The organism is Ancylobacter crimeensis (genome assembly GCF_023016805.1).
GTDB classification, from domain to species: domain Bacteria; phylum Pseudomonadota; class Alphaproteobacteria; order Rhizobiales; family Xanthobacteraceae; genus Ancylobacter; species Ancylobacter crimeensis.
On the sequence record NZ_JALKCH010000003.1, the window covers coordinates 237,310 to 256,149 of the forward strand.

Below are 18,840 nucleotides of genomic sequence, written 5' to 3' on the forward strand. Positions count from 1 at the left end.
GCTCCCGGTTCAGTTGGCGCTGCTGGTGCGGCCGGGCAGCAGAGCCGGAGCGGGCGCGCCACCCTCGCCTTCCTGCCACTTGCCCTGCTTCTTCAGCGCCTCGACCACTTCCTTGGGCATGTATTTCTCATCGTGCTTGGCGAGCACGCTGTCGGCGCGGAAGCTGCCGTCGGCTTGCAGCACGCCTTCCGCGACCACGCCCTGCCCTTCTCGGAACAGGTCCGGCAGGATGCCGATATAGGCGACCGGGACATCCGCCCCGCCATCCGTCACCACGAAGCGCACATGGGTGCCGTCCGCCTTTTCAACCGTGCCATCCTTCACCAGCCCGCCAAGACGCAGCCGGGTGCCGGGGGAAACGTGCTGGGCCGCGATCTCGCTGGGCGAGCGGAAGAACACGATGGTGTCGGAAAGCGCGAACAGCACCAGTCCGGCGGCAATGCCCAGGACGCCGAGCGCGCAGGAAATGAGGAGAAGACGTCGGCTCTTGCGGGTCATGGTCGCGCCTCTCCCTCAGCTTCCCAGCCCGAGCTCGCGCGAGAGCGCGTCGATCTGGGCCAAGGCTGCGTCATTGCCGACGAAGTTACGCCGGGCGTCCACCGCGGCGGCCTTCGCCTTGTCGGTCTCGCCGAGCACGTTCCAGGCGCGCACCAGCTTGAGCCAGCCTTCGAGGTCGCTGCCATCCTGGGCAAGGCGACCGGCCAGCCGTTCCACCATGCCACGCACCATGGCGGAACGCTGCTCCGGCGTCATCGCCGCGACGGCGGCGACATCCGCCGTGCTCGGACCGGCACCGTTCGCATCCTTCGCGGCCGGTGCAGGTGTCGCTCCCCCGCCGGCCAGCTTGTCGAGCGCACCCTTCACCGTCGGCAGCCAGGGCGCGTCGGCAGGCGCGCCGGCGACCATCCGGCTCCAACGGGCGATGGCCTCGTCGCGCCGCCCGTCCTGCACCGCAGCGAGGCCGAGATAGTAGTTCGCCTTCACCGCCTCCGGCTCCAGCTTGACGGCCCGCTCGAAAGCGGCCTGCGCGTCGGCTGTGACGACGCCGGCGGCACGTGCGGTCAGCGCCTCGCCGAGCCCGGTCTCGCGACCGGCATTCGAACCGGACAGCCGGATGGCGTTCTGCCAGGCGCGCACGGCGTCATCCAGCCTGCCGGTGCGGTAATAGATCGGCGCAACCACCTCATAGCCACGTCCGTCATTCGGATTTGCTTCGAGATGGGCCTCCACCTTGCGCACCAGCAGGGCGATATCGGCTTTGGCGGGATCATCGGAAAGACGCGCGGCCAGCGGCTGACCCGGCAGGGTCGGGGAACCGAGCATGACATAAAGCCCGCCGGCGAGCACAGGTACCCCCACAAGCGCGACCACCGCCGCAATGCGACGCCGGCGATCCGAGGCGCGCGAGCCCGGTTCGGCGCGTCCCCCGCTCTCGGCGGCGCGCAGCATGCGACGCGCCACCTCGGCGCGGGCGGCCTCGGCCTCGGAGCCGGCGATCAGCCCGCTCAACCGGTCGCGCTCGATCTCGGCGAGCTGGTCGCGATACACCGCGAGATCGGCCTCGTGCTCATCAGTGCCGTCGACGGCCGCAGGCCCGCCTGCGCCGATGCGCAACGGCCAGAGCACCGCGAAGATGGCGGCGGCGGTGAGAGCCAGGAAAACGATCCACAGCGTCATTAGGGTTCCTCTAAAACGCTGAGGTAGCCGACCGGAGGCTCTACGCCAATGCTTAAGCACCCCGGAACGATTGCCGCAGGCTCACAGTGGTGCGAGCAAAGAGGCCGGGTGCGTGGAAGCGCCGCACCCTTCGCGGCTCGTTCTACATGACAAGGCTCCCGCCCTTCCGGACGGGAGCCTTGCGCGGCGCAGTCCGGCGACGCCGGCCGCCGGGGTCATGTACGACAGGTCCGTCAGCCCGCGACCGAGGTCCAGGTGCCGTCCGGATTGCGGCAGGCAGTGCCGCGGGCGGTCTGCGGCTGGCCGCTGATGTAGATGGTGTGGGTGTATTCGCGGCAGCGCGGCGAAGGGCCACGGGCATAGGCCGGTCCGGCGACGATGGTGCCGTAATTGCCGCTGTCACCGCGCCAGCTCACCGGAGCGCCGGGGGCTCCGTTCTCCAGCGCCTGCTGCTCGGCCTGGGCGGCGCGGGCGCGGTCCTGCTGGTCGAGCGAGTTGCCGATCATGCCGCCGATGAGGCCGCCGGCCGCGACGCCGATGAGGGTAGCCGCGGTGCTGCGCCCGGCAAGCTGGCCGATGACACCGCCGGTGACCGCACCGATCGCGGCACCGTCCGCCGTGCGCGAGCCGAGCATGGTATTGGGATTGCCGCCATTGGAGGCACAGGCTGCGAGGCTGAGGCCGACCAGTCCGACGGCGACGATCTTGTAGGCGCGCATGAGATCCCCTTCCCCCTGAGGGTGGTAAAAACGCTTCGAGCTTCGCAGAAAGCGGACGATTCTGGCGAAAATGGGCTCGAAGCCCTCTCGGAGCGTCAAGAGGTGGAAATCAGGCCGCCGGCAGGCGCACGATGCAGCGCAGGCCTCCGAACGGCGAGACCCCAAGAGCGAGGCCTCCACCATAGAGCGCTGCCAATTCGCTGACGATGGACAGGCCGAGACCCGAGCCCGGACGTGTCTCGTCGAGCCGCCGACCGCGCTTCAATGCCTCGGCGCGCTGCTCGGCGGACAGGCCCGGCCCATCGTCGTCGATGGTGATCTCGAAGAAGGCACGCTCCCCGAACTGCACCGCCGGCGGCGTCTCCACCCGGACCTCGACGAGGCTGCGCGCCCATTTGCAGCCATTGTCGACGAGATTGCCGAGCATCTCCTCAAGATCCTGCCGCTCACCGCGGAAGCGGATCGAGCCGGCCATCTGCGTCTCGACCGCGATCCCCCTGCCGCGATGAATCTTCTCCAGAGTGCGCACGAGCGCCTCGACGATGGGGCCGACCTCCTCGATCGAAGTCATCACCTGGGCGCGGGCGGCCATGCGGGCACGGTCCAGATGATGCGCCACCTGCTCCGCCATGAGCTCTGCCTGCTCGCCCACCTTGGCGGCCAGCGGATCCGGCACGCCGGCACCCTCGGCACGCGCGGCTTCGTTGCGCAGCACGGCAATGGGGGTCTTCAGTGCGTGGGCGAGATTGCCGACATGCATCCGCGCGCGCTCGACGATCTCGCGATTGGTGTCGATCAGCGCATTGACCTCCTGCACCAATGGGGCGATCTCGACGGGAAACGTGCCTTCGATCTTTTCCGCCGTGCCCGCACGCACCGCCCCCAGCCCGGCCCGCATACGCTTGAGCGGGCGCAGGCCGAAGCGGACCTGGAACAGCAGGGTGAACAGGAAGGCCGAGGCGAGGATGAGGAACGTCACAGCAAGCGCGTGATTGAAGGCGTCGGTCTCCTCGTCGATCTCCGCCGCGTCCGCCGCGACCGAGACGAGGTAGCGCCCGTCCTGCCCGAGATCGACCTGCCGCTCGATGAGGCGCAGCCTCTGATGCGAGGGGCCATCGACATAGCCCTCGCGCATGCCGGCATCGTCCTTCACGCCGCGATCGAGCAGCAGCGGCAGGTTGCCTTCGGGCAGCGAGCGGGCGGTCTTGTACTGCCGGGCGGGACCGTCGATGCGGGTGATCTGCCAGTACCAGCCGGAGAGCGGGAAATCGAAGACCGGATCGCCGAGCGTCGTCGGCTCGGGCATCGTACCCGGCGGAGCGTTGGCGACATCGGCGACGATGGTCTTGAGATAGACGTCGAGCCGCCGGTCGAAGGCCCGTTCCACCGCCTGCCGATAGATCGAGGACAGCGCGAGGCCGACCACGATCAGCACGACGAGAATCACCAGCGTCGCGGAGACGAACAGGCGGACGGCGAGCGAGCCGGTGCGGGAGGAGGCGCGCAGCACCTCGGCGAAGCGCATGGCGTCAGCCGGCCTGTTCCGGCGGCACCAGCAGATAGCCGAGACCCCTGACGGTCTGGATCGCCTCTATGCCGAGCTTCTTGCGCAGGCGGCCGACGAAGACCTCGATCGTATTCGAGTCCCGGTCGAAATCCTGGTCGTAGAGATGCTCCACCAGTTCGGTCCGCGACACCACCCGCCCGGCATGGTGCATCAGATAGGCGAGCAGCCGGTATTCGTGCGAGGTGAGCTTGATCGCCCGTCCCTCGACGCTGACCCGGCCGGAGCGTGTGTCGAGCAGCAGCGGCCCGCAGGCGAGTTCGCTCGCCGCATGGCCGGTGGCCCGTCGCAACAGGGCGCGCAGGCGGGCCAGCACCTCCTCCATGTGAAAGGGCTTGGCCACATAGTCGTCGGCGCCGGCATCGAAGCCCTGTACCTTGTCGCTCCAGCGGTCGCGGGCGGTGAGGATCAGCACCGGCATGTTCTTGCCGGCCCGCCGCCACGCCTCCAGCACCGACAGCCCGTCGAGCCGGGGCAGTCCGATGTCGAGCACCACGGCGTCGTAGGGCTCGGTCTCGCCGAGAAACTGCCCCTCCTCCCCGTCGAAGGCCCGGTCGACGGCATAGCCGGCATCGCTCAGGGCCTCATGGAGCTGGCGGTTGAGATCGGGATCGTCCTCCACGACGAGCAGGCGCACATCCATTCCCTTCGATCGGTCGCCGCGTCGTCCGGCTGCGGCGGGCGGGGAGCATGCCACCGCGCGGCGCCGATGTCAGGTCGTCGCGTCGGGGAAACCGGCCTGCTCAGGCGAGGCCGGCATCTGTCCGCGCCTTTCGGAAGGCCCCGACGAGGCCCGCGGCGGCACCCACCATGGTGAGCGCGACGAAGGCATATTGCAGCAGACGCGAGACCCCGACGAAGGGCAGCAATTGCTGCGCCATCTCGGCCGCGCCGGTGCCGGCAAGGCCGATCGCGGTCGCTGCGGCTCCATTTCCATCGAGCCCGGCAAGACGAGCGACCGGCGTGGGAGCCACGTAATTCGAAGCGACGAAGGCATCCCTGGCCCACAACCCGGCCTCGGCGGCGCGGCGATTGGAAAGACCGGCGATCACCCTGCCACCGGCGCGGTTCCACTTGGCGAGTTCCTTCGGCACGGCAGCGTAGTCGCCGGCATTGAGCTTCGCGAGCAGGGTCGAGCGGCGCAGATTGGCGGCACCGAGATTGAAGGTGAAGGACACCAGCGCCGCGAACTGGTTGTCGGTCAGCGGCACCTTCACGGCGGCCTCAACCGCCGCCTCCACCGGGGCGAGGTCGCGGCGCAGCAGGGCCTCGGCCTCCGCGGTGCTCAGGCTCAGCCCGGCACCGACCCGCGGCGGTCCCGCCGCATCGGTGTGGCCGTAGCCCACGGTCCAGATGCCGACCGGGTCGCGATAGGCCTTTAGCCGGCAACCTTCCCATTGCTTGATGAGCAGAAGGCCTTCCTCGTTGATATGGCGGGACATGAAGCCTCCGTGAGGCGCCACGGCGGGCGCGCAGGCGTGAATGAACGCGGATGGATGCGGCGGGGCGATGCGGAGATGGGAGGCGGCACGGCCGCCTCCCCGGTGCCCCCTTTAGATCGCGAGCGAGGTCAGCATCGCCGCGATCTTGGCCTCGACCGCCGCCATAGCGGTGGCGCCGAGATGGACCTGACCGGCGGTCTGATCGAGCAGCAGGCTGCGCGGCACCACATGGGCCGCCAGATCCTGCGTGTCGTTGGCCGACCCGTCGCCCATGGTCGCGAACACGTCCGCCACCGGATCGAAGGTGCGGTTCGCCCCCAGCAGCGACTGGATGCCGGCATAGATCGACAGCAGGTCGTTGGTGTAGGACGTCGGGGTCGAACTGTCCGAAGGCCCGACATTGATCGGCGGAATGAAGATGATCCGGCTGTGGCCGATAGAGGTCACGATGTCCGAGATGGTCGCGAGATAGGCCGACACCGAGCCATAGCTGTTGGCCGAGCCGTCCCAGATCACCCACGTGTAATCGCGCAGATAAGGCGCGGCCTGAAGCCGGGTCAGCGCCTCGGCCATGGTGGAGCCGCCGGCCCCGATATTGACGACGGTGCGCCCGGTGCCGGTACGCAGCAGATCGTTCAGGATGACGCCGCCCGCGCCGGCCATGTAGCTGTCGCCATTGGTGGCGATGCGGTTGGTCTGCCCCTGGGAGGCGACGTGCTGGAGCCAGGAGGTCGGCTGCTGGCTGGCGACGATCGCCTTGCGGCTGAGCGTGCCGTCCCAGGCCTCGCCGGCGTTCGAGCGGCCGAAGCGCAGCACGGCTGAGCCCGGCATCACGCCGGACGAGGTCTGGAGCACATATTTGCCGCCGTTCAGGGTCGCATAGAAGGCGCTCTGCCCGACGCTGAACGCCACCTTGCCCGCGGTCGAGACCGCATAGGCACCGAGGTCGAGGCTCACCTGAGCCGAATTGTTCTGGGTGACGATCAGCCGAAGATGGCCGTCCGTGTCGTAGACCAGCCGGACCTTGCCGCGCGTGGAGTTGTCATCCGCCTGCGCGATGACCTTGGCGGTCGCATAGGACGACGGCGTGGTGAACTCGAACAACGCGGCCCAGCCGGTGGTGAGCCAGCCGTTGAAGGGCTTCACCTCCTTCACCGAGGTCGGCTTGAAGATGAACGTGCCGCCATCCGCGGACGACGAGGTCGAGCGGATATAGGCGCGGACATTGGCTTCGGACGTGCCGGACGATCCGCACAGTGCGAACGCGGTTTCCGTCGTCGTGCTGACCGAAGCCGAGAGGTTGCCGGCAGAGGTGTTGCCCTGCGACGACAGGCCGGCAGACAGCGAATTGGCCGAAGTGCCACGGCGCAGGGTCCCGACAAACTCGACGGCCTTGCCGTCCACCACCCCGTCCGGCGACACATAGGTGCAGTAGGCGGCCGGAGTGGCCGCGCCGCTCGCGGGGGTGAAGGTGAACTCGCCGGACGATTCGGTGACGGTGCCCGAGGTCGTGGCCCATGCGCTGGCCGCCGGCAGCATGTTCGCCGCGGAGGGATCGCGATACGGCCCGATGTCCCACGCCGAACCGTTCGCCACGCCGCCGATGCCGGTCATGAGAGCGGTCTCGCTGGCATAGGTGGTGCCGCCCGCGTAGTAGATGCCCAGCGTCGGATTGATGTCCAGCAGGACCAGATCGCCCGCGCTGTCGCGCAGCGGCTCCGCGCCGGCGTCGATTTCCAGCGCATAGGCAGCCGAGCCCGGAACGGCGCGCACCGTCACGGCGTAGGAGCCGTTGGTCTTCTCGGAGAGCTGATAGCTCCAGGCACCGTCGGACGCCGCGGTGACAGAGGCTTCGGCCGTCCCGTTCACATAGATCGTCACCAGCGCATAGGGGGGTGCATAGCCGGAAACGGTGGGGGTGCTCGAATCCACCGCGCCGTCCACCGCGGCGGGGCTGACACCGGTGACGGCGGCCTTCACCAGACGGGTGATGGCTTCGGAAAGCGCCGGCTCGTTGGTGCCGGGATTGGCGATATCGATATTTGCCATGTCAGTTCAGCTCCAGAATGTCGTCGCCGAGGGTGAGAAGGGTGCTGGCGAGGACGAGGGGGTCGTCGCCCAGCAGGAGAAAGGCGGGCTCCGGCTCCGAGGACGCCGAGGCCTCGAGCTGGATCGCCAGGGAGATGCCGAGGGACAGATTCATTGAATCGCTCCGCAGCCGGATCAGCGGGGGGGCCGGCGCAAGCCCGGCGGGGCGGCGGGACTGCAGAGGAGGTGGCCGTGGTCGGGCATGGGGATGCTCCTTTGGAAAAACCGACGAGACCGCGCCGGACGGTCGGAAATGCAACCCTTGATTGCAGTTCCGGGAACAAGATGCCCCTTCCCGGCGCGAAAACGGCGCGGGCCTGCCAGGACATCGTTGTGGTGAGAACCTTGGGGCGAGCCCTGCGCGATCCAGCGGCCGAGCGCCGTCGCGACGACGGGCTGCGCCGCTCAGTCGATCGTGTGGATCACGAGACCGATCGACGTCCCGGTCGCGAGCACGCGGCGCACGAGATAGGGCAGGATGCTCGCCTGCCCGGCCGGCAGCGGCAAGACCAGCGGCGCGCCGTCCGCATTCTCGACCGGCAGGATCGCCACGCTCGGATTTGCAACCGAATTCGGCGCGAAAACCCGCAGACGGGCGTAACGGCCGAGATCGGCGGCATCGTCCGGCGTCACCGCCCGGCCGATGCGGCCGAGGCTCACGGGCGAGACGGAAACCCCCTGCCAGGGGTCCTTGGCACTGTCATAAGGCATGTAAGTTCCCCGGGTCTGGAGAAGCCGCTCACGCCGGAGCGGTGAAGGAGAAGAAGGTGACCGCGAGCCGCAACATCCCGCTGGTGAAGGGGCCGCCCGCCGCGGTGACGACGACGGGCGTGTCGGCATAAAGAGCGCGAGGCCCGACGACGCCGATATTGGACGAGCCGGCGGCGATGCCGAGCGTGCCTCCGAACAGGTCAACCTCCCCGCTCGTGCCGACCGCATAGGAGGTCGCTCCCGTCACCGCGGACGCGACGCGGCTTGCCACCGACAACACGATGCTGCGGGCGGGAATGACGAGGGCTGTGGTAACGGCGGCGCCGGACAAGGCGACCTCCGCCTCACGGATGCGCAAAGCGACCGCACTCCCGAAAGAGCCGGCAGCGAGCGCGTCGGTCCATCCATTGCCGTCATGGACAAGGCGCGTACCCTCCCCCACCACATAGGCGGACCAGCCGGCACGCGGGGTGAGGAACGACCAGGCGTCGCCGTCATACAGCGCCACTCTGCCGTCCTTGCCGGCGAAAGTGCCGCCGGCGCCGTCCGCCACGAGATGGCGGTCGCCGGCAGCGGGCGAGGTCGGTGCGTCGGTCCGGTCGCGGTCGAGCACGGCGAGCTGGGTCAGCGCGTCGAGCGCGACCAGCGCTTCGTTATGGGTGACATGCTTCTGCGCCTGCGCCGCCGCGAGCAGCGGCAGAGCGAGGTTGGGGGTCGTGTCGGCCATGAGCGGCTTCCTTCAGAGCGCGAGCGTGGCGGTGAGCGGCGTGCCGACCCCCGCGAGGGATGAAACCTGCGCGATGCGCACCGTGAGCGCGGCGAGCGGGGCGCCGAAATCGGCCAGTTCATCCGCCGCCGGATAGACGACGTCCGGCGTCGAGACGGTGAGACTGCGCCGCACAGCGACACCGTCCAGAATCTCGACGCGATAGGCCTCGCTCGCTTCGCCGAGCGGGATCTCGGCCGCATCCCAGCCGTCGCCGCCGATCCGGCTGCGGCGGATCCAGCTCAGCGCGATACCTTCCGCGGTGCGGCGCGCGCGTGGATGCACCGGAGCATAGGGCAGCAGGGCCCGCACCGACGCCATTCCCTCCAGCGCGGTGACCGCCGGATCGCCCTGGTCGCGGTCGGCCCGGCCGACGCGCAAGGTAAGCGCGCGGCCGATCAGGTCCGTGCCGGCGGCAGCGTTCAGCAACTGGGCGTCGAGTCGCAGGAAGCGCGTACCGGCCGGCCATGCCGTGCCCGCCATGGGTTCGGTGCCGAGCTGGCCGCGCAGCAGGCCGGCGAGCCGCCAGTGCCGGGTACCGATCAGATCGGCACCGGCGAACTGGATGATCTCGACCGCGCCACTCGCCGCAACCAGAGCCGCCGCGTTGGCCCCGCCAAGCACGGCGTCTTCGCTCGCAGCGGCAAGCAGGCCGCCATAGAGCTCGACATCCAGCACCGCACCCCGCTGCCAGCGCCAGAGCGGACCGGCGGGAAGATCGGTCAGCGTCTCGCCCATCACCGAGGGCGCGGGCAGCGTGCCGATGCGGGTGAAGCTCGCCCCGTCCAGCGCCCGCCAGAGAGCGAGCGCGCCGGGCCAGGGCGATGAGAAGGCCGCGACATGGGCGAGCGTCGCCGGCTCGCCGTCGTCGAGCGCCGGCAGGTTGACCAGCCAGGCCGCGGGCGGGCCGGACGCCGCCGGCAGGCGCACGGTGCCGGCCGCCGCATCGCGCGCGGCGACGCGGAACACGTCCGGGTCGACGCTGCGGGCGCTCACCGCCCGCGCCGCGCCATCCTCGATCCCGGTGATCTCCAGCAGCCGGCTGCGCCCGTCGCGGTCCAGCCGCACGATGTCGCCGGCTTCCAGTGCCAGACGGGACGGAGGCAAAGCGAAGCTCGCCGTCTCGCGGCGCGCCCACAGATCCTGCAGCCACATCTCGGCACGGCTTTCCATCAGCCCGCCATAGGACATGACGGCGAGATCCTCTCCCTCCTGCGCCCGCGCCGCACCGGCGAGCCGGCGCGAGGCAGCCGCGCCCTGCCGGTAGTCGGCGAGCGCGTCGAGGAAGCCGAGCGTGACGCTGAGCGGCAATTCGCTCTCCGAGCCGCGCGTCAGCGACAGCGAGGCCGAGCCTTCCACCGCCACCAGATCCTCGTCGGTAAGGCTCGCCACCGTGGATCCGCCGCGCGGCACCAGCGTGAGCGCGCCGGAGCGCTCCGCGAGATCGAAGGCGAAGGCCCGGCCCAGCGGCTCCAGCGCCGCGCGCACGCTCATCGGCCCGTCCAGCGCGTAGCCGTCGACCACGCCTTCGAGATTGCCGACCGCCAGCGTGACGCCGGCATCGGCGGCCAGGGTACGGGCGAGCTCGGCGATGGGCGCGGCGCCGAGCCGGCCGGTGAGCCAGTGGCCCTTCTGCCAGTTCGCGCCATCCGCCCACACATCGCTCGCCAGCGGGAAGACCGGCCACGGCCGGACGTCCCAGGTCCAGCAGAACAGCGTCGCGGGGTCGATCATCCGCCCGCCCGGCAGGCCCGGTGCAGGCGGGTTCACCGCATCGGTGGCGAAGGCGTCGAAGCTCGCTTCCAGATGCCGGCGCTGCATCAGGTCGTCGCGCGCCCCGTTGGAGAAGGGTGGCAGGCCGTTCTCCACCGATTTCGGATCGGGGAAGGTGCTCGGCCGGTTGGCGCCCTTGTCGATGGCGCCGCAACCGATCTCGGTGAGGCGGATCGGCTTCGAACCCGGCACCCAGCCGGTCGGGCTCGCCTGCCGAACCCCGCCGATGCGCTCGTGATGGGCATTGCCCCACCAGCCCGCAAGGTCCTTGACCCGGAACACCCACGGCTCGCCATAGGCGCCGTCGGTGATCGGCAGGCGGTTCTGGGCGGTGCGACCGGCGTCGTCGGGGTAATACCAGTCGAACCCCTCCCCGCCCCGCACATTGGATGCGAGATAGCCGCGCTCATAGACGCTGCGGGCCAGCGTCGCGTCGAGATGGGCGGAGCCGTCCCTCCAGTCGGCGATCGGGGCGTACCAGTCGATGCCGACCGCGTCGATCGCTGGACAGGCCCAGAGCGGATCGAGCGGAAAGCGCAGCTCGGCGCCGCCCTCGCGCACATGGGCGCCGTATTCGGTCCAGTCCGCGGCATAGGTCACCAGCGTGCCGGCGCCGAGCACGGCCTTCACATCCGCGGCGAGGTTCGCGAACTGCGCGACCGCCGGATAGACCCCGGATGCCGAGCGCACGCGCGTGAGCCCCACCATCTCCGAGCCGATGACGAAAGCCTCGACCCCGCCGGCGAGGCGGGCGAGGCGGGCATAATGCAGCACCATCCGGCGTAGGCCCCATTCGTCCGGCCCGGAATAGACGACCGTGCCGAGCCGTGCCGCAAAATCGCCCGGCGCGGCAGTGCCGAACAGGCTCGCCACCTGCGTCGCCGCCTCCGCGGTGCCGTCCACCGTGCCCGCAACATCGGGTGCGGGATGGCAGGTGATGCGTCCGCGCCAGGGATAGGCCGCCTGCCCGGCCCCGCCATAAGGGTCCGGCAGGCCGTTGCCGGCAGCAATGTCCATCATCACGAAGGGATAGAGCGTCACCTTCAACCCGCGGGCCTTCAGCGCGGCGATGGCGTTCAGCACCGAGATGTCGGAGGGCGTGCCGCCATAGGCGGCGTAGCCGTCATACTGGCTCACCAGATGCGCGCTCGCGCGGGTCTGTCCCGCAGCGCTCCAGAGGGTGACGGCGTTGCCGCTGCGCGTCGCCTTGCTGCGCCGGTCGACGCCGGGACGGATCTCGCAATGGCCGGCCCTGAGGTCGGTACCGAACCACGAGACGATGAGCGCAACCCGTTCGAGGTTCGGGCAGCAGGCGAGAAGCTGGTCGAGGGAGGCTTCGATGTCGGTATCGGCGGTGGTGACATGGCGGTTCTCGGCCTCATAGCTGCCGGAGCCGACCGCGCGCACCACCTCGCGCGTGTCATAAGCGAACTCGCTGGCGCCGGGGATCAGCGTCACCGCGCGGATGCGCGGTTCCAGGTCGCCGATGGCGCGCTCCACCTCGACGCTGACCTGCGGCAGCCGGTTGCCGTAATCGGCCAGCGGCAGCCGCTCGAACAGGAGATAAGCGAGGCCGCGATAGGCCGGCGCGCTCCCCGCGCCCTCCACCGCCGCGATCAGAGCATCGGGTTCCTGCGCCTCGCCGCCGAGATGTGCGCGGATGACGAGGCCCTGCTGGTCGAGTTCCTCGCCATCCACCCAGATGCGGCCGATGCGGGTGATCGGCCCCTCGCAGAGCCCCACCGCGAAGCTGCAGAAATAGCTGTAGGTCGTGGTAGTGGACGACCCGAACAGTGAGCCGCCCTTGCCACCGGAGGAGGAGGTCGCGGTGGAGACCACCTCCTCGACATCCTGCGCCCAGATCACCTGCCCCGAGAGCCGTGCCCGTCCATAGAGGCGGGCCATGCCGGCGCCCTCGGTCGAGGTCATGGCCGGCAGGTCGGACAAGCGCGGACCGGTGGTGCGGGTCTTGCCGGAAAACAGCGCGGCATCGACCACCGCTCCGCCCAGCGCGCCAGCCGCCCGCCCGACAAGGGCACCGACAGGACCGAACAACGCACCGCCGAGAGCCCCGCCGGCCGCACCGAGCAGCAATGTCGCCATGGGAATACTCCTCGGTTGAATGGTGTGGGACGGGTGGTTCGGCATACGCCGTCATCCCGACCGGAGCCCAGCTCAGGGCCGGAATCGTCCGGGCTTCCGGGAACGGACTGCCCCCAAACCGACCCGCGACGGCCCGGCCGGGATGACGACCCGCCGCTTCCGGCTGGCCGCCATTCCGATCGAAGGCGGAGCCGTAGAGCGGCGATCGTCCAGGGCTTCCGGGAACGGACTGCCGTCGCCCGCCGCTCACGATTCCGGATCGGCCTCACGCCGTCCGTGACGACGGAACCGGTGCCCCTACGCCCCCGGGAAGGCGAATGCATAGGCCGTCCGCCGCCGCCACCACGGGGCGAGATGCACCTCCGCCACCGCGGCGCCGTCATGGGCGTGGACCATGCGGTCGGGCGCCACGAGAATCGCCGCGTGCTTGGCCGGCAGATGGGCGCGCCAGCGGAACAGCAGCACGTCGCCGGGGCGCGCCTCATTCACTGCAAGCGGCACCAGATGCCGCAGGCCGGCAGCCGCGAGCTGCTCGATGCCGGACGCCTCGGCCCAGTCCGGCGCATAGGCCGGCAGGGGTTCCGGCTCCGGGCCGATCACCGCCCGCCACACCCCGCGCACCAGGCCGAGGCAATCGGCGCCCACGCCTTTCAGCGAGGCGCGATGCAGATAGGGCGTGCCGATCCACATCCGCGCCTCGGCGACGAGGGCGGCGCGGCGCTGTCCGCCATGGCTCAGCCCCCCGCCCGTGCAATCTGGAGGATCCGGTCATTGCCCGGCATATGCGGGCAACCGCGGAAATTGCGGCCATTGCCGAAGCGGTCGCGGCAGGTGGCGAAACTCTTGTCGCAGCCGGCGGTCACCACGAAGCCGTCACCCGCCGCCAGCGTTTCCGGCGGGCGCTGCCAGAGTTCGATCCGCACGGTGCCGGCCTCGATGCGGTGCGTCTTCACCTCGCAGGCGAAGCCCGCCGCCGGACCGGAGGCCAGCACGAAGCGCCCCGCGCCGAACCAGCCGGACGCAAAAGCGGCGAGGCCGGAAACGGCCATCAGGCTCGCCCCCTCCACGGCCAGCACCGTGCCGGCGGCGCGATAGGCGGCGAGCGTCAGGTCGATGCCGCAGCGGGCATCGCCGAGATCGGCGTCGCAGGCGCTGGTGAAGCGCCGCCCGCGAATCTCGTTCAGCCGGTCGGCAGGCGAGCGCAGCTCGGCGGTGAAGGCGCCGTCCTCGCGCCGGACCTCGCCGACATGGAAGCGGCGCAGCAGGACGAAGCGGGTCGGTGCGGACCAGTCGGCCAGCAGCAGCTCCGCCGCCGCGCCGTCGAACAGGCCGGCGGCCAGGTCGGCCTCGTCCAGCAGGTCGGACGTCAACGCGGCGGAGACCTCGCTGCCGTCCACCGCGAAGCCGAGCCCTGCCGTCATCTCCGCCGCCGCCACGCCGCCGATGGCGCGGAACGCCGTGCCGTCGACCGTGAGGTCGTCATCGTGCTCGGTGAGCGCGACCACCACGCCATCGGTGCGAGTGAGGCGCCAGCAGCGCGCCAGCGTGGTGACGCCGGAGGCGAGCAGCGCGGCAAAATCCTCGGGCAGCTTTCTCACGGCCGGATCTCCAGGATCGGGATGCGCGGAATCTCGCCGGCCTCGAAGGCGGTGAGGTTCACCTCGAGGTAATCGGTGTCGAAACGCGCTGGCACGTCGAACAGGTAGCCCGCGCTCACCGCCGCCCCGTTCGGCGGGATATGGCCGGCGTGGAAGCGCACGACGCCCTCATCGGGGTCGAGGTCATAGGTGCTCGCTGCCATTTCCGCCCCGCCGACCGCGACGCGCACCGTGCCGGCGACCGGCTTCACGATGGGCCGAAGATAGGGCGCGAAGGCCGCGCCATAGGTCTTGGCGAGAGCGAACGTCGCATTCGCGCCGTCGCCGACGCCGAGCATCTGGTCGAGCGGGCCGGGATCGGCCCCCGGCGCGGCGGAGGAATGGTCCAGCCGGTCGCGCCAGCGGAAGCCGTGAAGCCGGCCGCGCCGCTCCTCGAAAAAGGCGACCACCGCGGCGAGCTGGGTGAAGGAGCGGACGCCATAGCCGGCGTCCCAGCGCCGCCGCGAATGGGCAAGCCGGGTGTTGCGCTCCTCGCGCCCGGTCACGGTGGTGACGATCTCGGTGGCGCGCTCCGGCCCGCCCGCGGCGCCGAGCGCCACGTCGAGCGGAAACAGCGCCTCGTGGAAGGCGGGCATGGCGGTCTCCCTGAAACAGGCGGCGTCACAGCCCGCGCTGCCCGCGCGCGGCGGCGCGGGCGACGAGGCCGGAGAGATAGGCGTCGGAGCGGCGGAAGGAGGCCGCGTCCGGGGTCGCGACATTCACGGTCACGTTCATCCCCCGCCCGGTCCCGCCGGCAGCGACGCCGAGCTTGCCGTCGGCACCCCGCCGCAGCGGCAGGATGGCCTCGGCGCCGCGCTCGCCCATCAGCCCGAGGCCGCCGGACATCGGGAAATAGGTCGGCGCGGCGACCACGCCGCCGCTGGCGAAGGGCGTTACCCGGCCGTTCAGGCCCTGCGGGAAGACCCCGCCCGTGGCAAAGCCGGAGGCTCCACCGAGCAGGCCCTGCAGCAGCGAGGCGACGCCCTGCTCCACCGGCTTCAGGGCGATGTCGAGGGCGAGCGAGGAGATCTTCTGCGCGAGCGCGGTGAACACCTCGCCGGCATCCTTGCCCTTCACAACCGCCGAGGTCAGCGCATCGCCGAGCGCCCGGCCGAAGCCGCGCGCGATCCGCTCGGTCTCGGCGATCTCGCGCCGGAAGGCCGAGGTGTCGGCCAGGATCTCGACGGTGACGGCGTCATCGGTGTCGTCCATGGCGGTCTCCGGTTGCTTGTGTCGGCGGGGCGCCCGCGGGCAAGAGGCGCAGGCGCCCCGCCGCGCCCGCCAGCGCCGCGCCTGGGGGAGTGGCGGCCGCAGCGCGGGGGCGATGGGAACGGTTGGTCGTCGCGCCGGCGGCCGGGCCCACGTCCTGCGTGTGGGGCTCGGCCGGGCTGACGGCGAGGACGAAACGGGCCGTTGTGCCAGACTCATCCCGGCCCGCCCGGTGCATCCGGGAAACGGGCCATCAGGGCGGCGAGGCCGGCGCGGTCCAACGCGACCGGCGGACCCGGCGCCGGTCCGAGCGCGGCGGAAAGCTCCCGCGGCGTCATGCGCCAGAAGGCCTCCGGGGCGAGCCGCAGATGGCCGAGCCCGAACGCCATCGCCTCTACCCAGGGAAAGGCGCGGGGCGACGGACGGGCCCGGCCCGCTGCGGCGATCAAGGGCCCGGCGGGGCGGCCTCCGGGTGGGCGGCCCCTATCGCCGTTCCGGCGCCGGGCGCGGCGGCAGAGGTGGTCCGGTCTCCCTCCGCCGCGCCGAAGGTTGCGGCGATCAGCGTACCGACGATGCGGGCGAAGCCGGCGGCGCCGCCGGGTGCGGTCATCGCCGCCACCTCGGCGTCGCTGACCTGCTCGCCCGCTCCGCGCAGCCCGGCACCGAGAATGCGCACCGCGTCCCGCGCCGAAAGGCGGCCGCGCTCGAAGCGCTCGGCGAGCGCCACCAGATCCTCGACCCCGAAGGCGTCCTCCAGCTCGGCGAGGGCGCCGAGGGTGAGCACGAGGACGCGGCTGCACCCGCCGAGCTCGGCGGCGATCTCGCCGCGATGACGATTGGCCATGCGAACCTCCCTCAGAGCGTCGTGAAGCCGACCGCGCCGGCGCTTTCGAGGGTGATCTCGAACGTCACCTCGCGATCGTGCTCGGCCGCGATCTGCAGCGCGGAAATGACGAACATGCCGGCGAGCGTGCCGAAATCGGGCACGATGAGCTGGACGCTCACCGCCACACCGTCGAAGAAGCGCTGGCGCAGCAGCGCGTCGGAGGCCGCATCCTTGAACACGCCGGAGCCGGAGACGGACGCCCGCCGCGTGCCCGCCCCGGCGAGCAGCTCGCGCCAGCGACCGGCGCTCTCGGCATGCGTCACGTCCACCGGCTCGGCGTTGAAGGCGATCTGCCGCGAGCGCAGTCCGGCGACGGTGATGAAGCCGGCGCCATCGTCGATCTTGAGAAGCAGGTCGCTGCCCTTTTGCGCAGCCATGTCGTCGCCTTTCCTCGTGGTAGGAGATGGTTAAGGCCTCTGCGCCACCCTTGCCGGGCAGACCGTGAAGGGCGGCCTTCCGCCCTGAGAAATCCGTTGAACGGACGACGCCAAGCGATCCCGAGACCGCTCGACGGCAGACGTTTTTCCTGAATCAGAGCAATATCTTACGCCGGTCCGTTGGGACGTTGGCCGGCCTTACTCCGTCTCGATCACCGCACGAAACCGGAGCAGGCAGTGATGCAGGCGCCCGGCCTGCTCGCGCCTGATCTCCGCGCTTGTGAAGCGCAGATTGACGAGATGCGCTCCCGCCGGGGCCAGCTCCGCATCGTGCAGCACCTGCTGCACCTGTTCCGCGATGGCGTGGACCTCGCGGTGCCCGCCCTGGCGCGACCAGACATGAAGGGTCAGCCGATGCTCCTCGCCGCGCTCGGTGGCGGTGGACCAGTCGCTCACCTGCGCCTCGCCGAGCGTGACATAGGAAAAATCCGGCGACGGCGGCGGCAGGTCATAGACGCGCGTCCCGCCCAGCAAGGCGATGAGCCCGGCATCGGCGGCGAGCGCGTCATGGATCGCCCGGCGCAGCGCCAGCGGCGGGCTTTCGGCGGGCTCAACCATGGCCGGCCTTCCTTTCCTTTGTGCGCGGCAGATCCTTTGTGCGCGACAGATCCTGGCTACGCGGCATTTCGGGAAGGCGCTTCAGCCGCCCCAGCAGCGCGTCCAATCCCTTGAGCCGGGCGGTGAAGACGGGTCCGCTCGCCATCAGGGCGTCTCCTCGGTGCACAGGCATTCGACGATCCGCCCGCGCCCGTCCGGGTCATGGACCGCGCCGACCACCAGCCGCCGCGCGCCGAGGCGCAGCCGGTCGCCGGGCGCGACCTCGGAGCGCCCGCGCAGGGTCACCCGATGCGTCAGCACCGCGACGGGGCGGTCGGCCACCGCGTCGAGATCGCTCCGGGAGGCGCTGCTCTCGATCGCGCCCCACAGCGCATCCACCGGGATGAAGCTGCGCACCACCCCGCCCATGCCGTCGGCGGTCTCCACCGCCGTCTCGTGCACGAAGCGCTGGCGCAACGCGCCGATGCCTAGCCCACCGAGCCCCGCCCCGCTCACAGCCGCACCACGCGGTAGGGCGCGATGAGCGCGCCAAGGGTGGCGGGCAGTGCGGCGGAGGGGCCGGTCTCGTCGCGATGTTCGTAGAAATGCGCCAGCACCAGCCGCACCGCCTCGATCAGCGGCGCCGGTACGTCTGCCGCCGCGGAGCCGTGCCCAGCGATGAACTCGACGGCGATGCCAGCCGGCCGCCATCCGGGCGCCGGCACCGCACCGCGCTCCACCCGGATCAGTCCGGGCAGGCGGGCGCTGTCGGGCCGCAGCGCGGCGAGGTCCAGCGCGACCTCGATGCCGTAAACGTCCTTCACCGAGGCCGCGACGAGGCTGCGCAACGGGTTCACCGGCACCGGAATGAAGCCGGAGGCCGGCCAGGCGTCGCGTATGAGCCGCCAGCGCTGGTCGATCAATGCGCGCCGGGTCAGCGCCTCGACGCTGGCGCGCGCGGTGACCACGAGCGCGGAAATGAGCGCGTCCTCCGCATCGTGGTCGACACGCAGGAACGCCTTGGCCTCGTCGAGCGTCAGCGGCTCGACGGCGGGACCGTCGAGAAGAACAGCGGGCATGAGGGCCTCTCTCGAAGATGTGGGGCCGGAACCGGTCCGGCGGCGGACGGGGCAAAGGGCGGGCAGGACCGGTACGCGCGGGAGGCGGCCGCGCCGGGTTGAGACGGGCTGCACGGACAGGCGAACGAGATGCCGTGCACGCGGACGCCGCCAAGGCACGGCACGTAGGCAGCGGACCGCGGCGCGCGGTTTCGCCTCTGCGCCATTGCCCG

22 protein-coding genes are annotated in these 18,840 nt (G+C 70.7%); all 22 read right to left on the minus strand.

Features of this window, described 5'->3' with window-relative positions; genetic code table 11:
- Positions 1–9 precede the first annotated feature (9 nt).
- A complete protein-coding gene (gene ccmE / locus MWN34_RS05320) occupies positions 10–498 on the minus strand; it encodes a cytochrome c maturation protein CcmE (protein ID WP_247027312.1) in 489 nt (162 codons plus the stop codon).
- Between the two features lie 15 nt (positions 499–513).
- Positions 514–1,677, minus strand: a complete 1,164-nt coding sequence (gene ccmI, locus MWN34_RS05325) for a c-type cytochrome biogenesis protein CcmI (protein ID WP_247027314.1) — start codon at positions 1,675–1,677, stop codon at positions 514–516.
- A 233-nt stretch (positions 1,678–1,910) separates the two neighbouring features.
- On the minus strand, positions 1,911–2,396 hold the full coding sequence (locus MWN34_RS05330; protein WP_247027316.1) for a glycine zipper domain-containing protein: 486 nt from the start codon (positions 2,394–2,396) through the stop codon (positions 1,911–1,913).
- A gap of 109 nt (positions 2,397–2,505) precedes the next feature.
- Positions 2,506–3,921 carry an ATP-binding protein gene (locus MWN34_RS05335; RefSeq protein ID WP_247027318.1) on the minus strand — a complete coding sequence of 472 codons (1,416 nt, stop codon included), beginning with the start codon at positions 3,919–3,921 and terminating at the stop codon, positions 2,506–2,508.
- 4 nt (positions 3,922–3,925) lie between these two features.
- Positions 3,926–4,597, minus strand: a complete 672-nt coding sequence (locus MWN34_RS05340; protein ID WP_247027628.1) for a response regulator transcription factor — start codon at positions 4,595–4,597, stop codon at positions 3,926–3,928.
- A 106-nt stretch (positions 4,598–4,703) separates the two neighbouring features.
- Entirely contained in the window at positions 4,704–5,402 is a 699-nt protein-coding gene (locus MWN34_RS05345) for a lysozyme (RefSeq protein ID WP_247027320.1), read from the minus strand.
- A gap of 111 nt (positions 5,403–5,513) precedes the next feature.
- Complete coding sequence (locus tag MWN34_RS05350; RefSeq protein ID WP_247027322.1) at positions 5,514–7,451, minus strand: SGNH/GDSL hydrolase family protein; 1,938 nt, start codon at positions 7,449–7,451, stop codon at positions 5,514–5,516.
- Position 7,452: 1 nt separating this feature from the next.
- Entirely contained in the window at positions 7,453–7,605 is a 153-nt protein-coding gene (locus MWN34_RS05355; protein WP_247027324.1) for a hypothetical protein, read from the minus strand.
- A 290-nt stretch (positions 7,606–7,895) separates the two neighbouring features.
- On the minus strand, positions 7,896–8,201 hold the full coding sequence (locus MWN34_RS05360; protein ID WP_247027326.1) for a hypothetical protein: 306 nt from the start codon (positions 8,199–8,201) through the stop codon (positions 7,896–7,898).
- A gap of 28 nt (positions 8,202–8,229) precedes the next feature.
- The gene (locus tag MWN34_RS05365; RefSeq protein WP_247027328.1) at positions 8,230–8,928 is read right to left on the minus strand and encodes a DUF2793 domain-containing protein; all 699 of its coding nucleotides are present in this window, start codon (positions 8,926–8,928) and stop codon (positions 8,230–8,232) included.
- Positions 8,929–8,940: 12 nt separating this feature from the next.
- Positions 8,941–12,843: a baseplate multidomain protein megatron gene (locus MWN34_RS05370; RefSeq protein ID WP_247027330.1), complete on the minus strand. Its 3,903-nt coding sequence runs from the start codon at positions 12,841–12,843 to the stop codon at positions 8,941–8,943.
- Between the two features lie 297 nt (positions 12,844–13,140).
- Positions 13,141–13,581, minus strand: a complete 441-nt coding sequence (locus tag MWN34_RS05375; RefSeq protein ID WP_281502892.1) for an NlpC/P60 family protein — start codon at positions 13,579–13,581, stop codon at positions 13,141–13,143.
- Entirely contained in the window at positions 13,578–14,441 is an 864-nt protein-coding gene (locus tag MWN34_RS05380) for a DUF2163 domain-containing protein (protein WP_247027334.1), read from the minus strand. Before MWN34_RS05380 ends, MWN34_RS05375 begins: the two co-directional genes overlap by 4 nt.
- The gene (locus tag MWN34_RS05385; protein ID WP_247027336.1) at positions 14,438–15,076 is read right to left on the minus strand and encodes a DUF2460 domain-containing protein; all 639 of its coding nucleotides are present in this window, start codon (positions 15,074–15,076) and stop codon (positions 14,438–14,440) included. The genes MWN34_RS05380 and MWN34_RS05385 overlap by 4 nt, the downstream gene beginning before the upstream one ends.
- 25 nt (positions 15,077–15,101) lie before the next feature.
- Positions 15,102–15,692, minus strand: a complete 591-nt coding sequence (locus tag MWN34_RS05390) for a phage tail tape measure protein (RefSeq protein WP_247027338.1) — start codon at positions 15,690–15,692, stop codon at positions 15,102–15,104.
- A 212-nt stretch (positions 15,693–15,904) separates the two neighbouring features.
- Entirely contained in the window at positions 15,905–16,138 is a 234-nt protein-coding gene (locus tag MWN34_RS05395) for a rcc01693 family protein (protein ID WP_281502876.1), read from the minus strand.
- Complete coding sequence (locus MWN34_RS05400; protein WP_247027342.1) at positions 16,135–16,533, minus strand: gene transfer agent family protein; 399 nt, start codon at positions 16,531–16,533, stop codon at positions 16,135–16,137. Before MWN34_RS05400 ends, MWN34_RS05395 begins: the two co-directional genes overlap by 4 nt.
- Positions 16,534–16,544: 11 nt before the next feature.
- Positions 16,545–16,952 (minus strand): phage major tail protein, TP901-1 family, encoded by a 408-nt coding sequence (locus tag MWN34_RS05405; protein ID WP_247027344.1) that lies wholly within the window; start codon positions 16,950–16,952, stop codon positions 16,545–16,547.
- A 198-nt stretch (positions 16,953–17,150) separates the two neighbouring features.
- On the minus strand, positions 17,151–17,570 hold the full coding sequence (locus MWN34_RS05410; protein ID WP_247027346.1) for a DUF3168 domain-containing protein: 420 nt from the start codon (positions 17,568–17,570) through the stop codon (positions 17,151–17,153).
- Positions 17,563–17,715: a hypothetical protein gene (locus tag MWN34_RS05415; protein WP_247027348.1), complete on the minus strand. Its 153-nt coding sequence runs from the start codon at positions 17,713–17,715 to the stop codon at positions 17,563–17,565. Before MWN34_RS05415 ends, MWN34_RS05410 begins: the two co-directional genes overlap by 8 nt.
- The gene (locus tag MWN34_RS05420; protein WP_247027350.1) at positions 17,715–18,065 is read right to left on the minus strand and encodes a phage head closure protein; all 351 of its coding nucleotides are present in this window, start codon (positions 18,063–18,065) and stop codon (positions 17,715–17,717) included. Before MWN34_RS05420 ends, MWN34_RS05415 begins: the two co-directional genes overlap by 1 nt.
- A complete protein-coding gene (locus tag MWN34_RS05425) occupies positions 18,062–18,628 on the minus strand; it encodes a head-tail connector protein (protein WP_247027352.1) in 567 nt (188 codons plus the stop codon). Before MWN34_RS05425 ends, MWN34_RS05420 begins: the two co-directional genes overlap by 4 nt.
- Positions 18,629–18,840 lie beyond the last annotated feature (212 nt).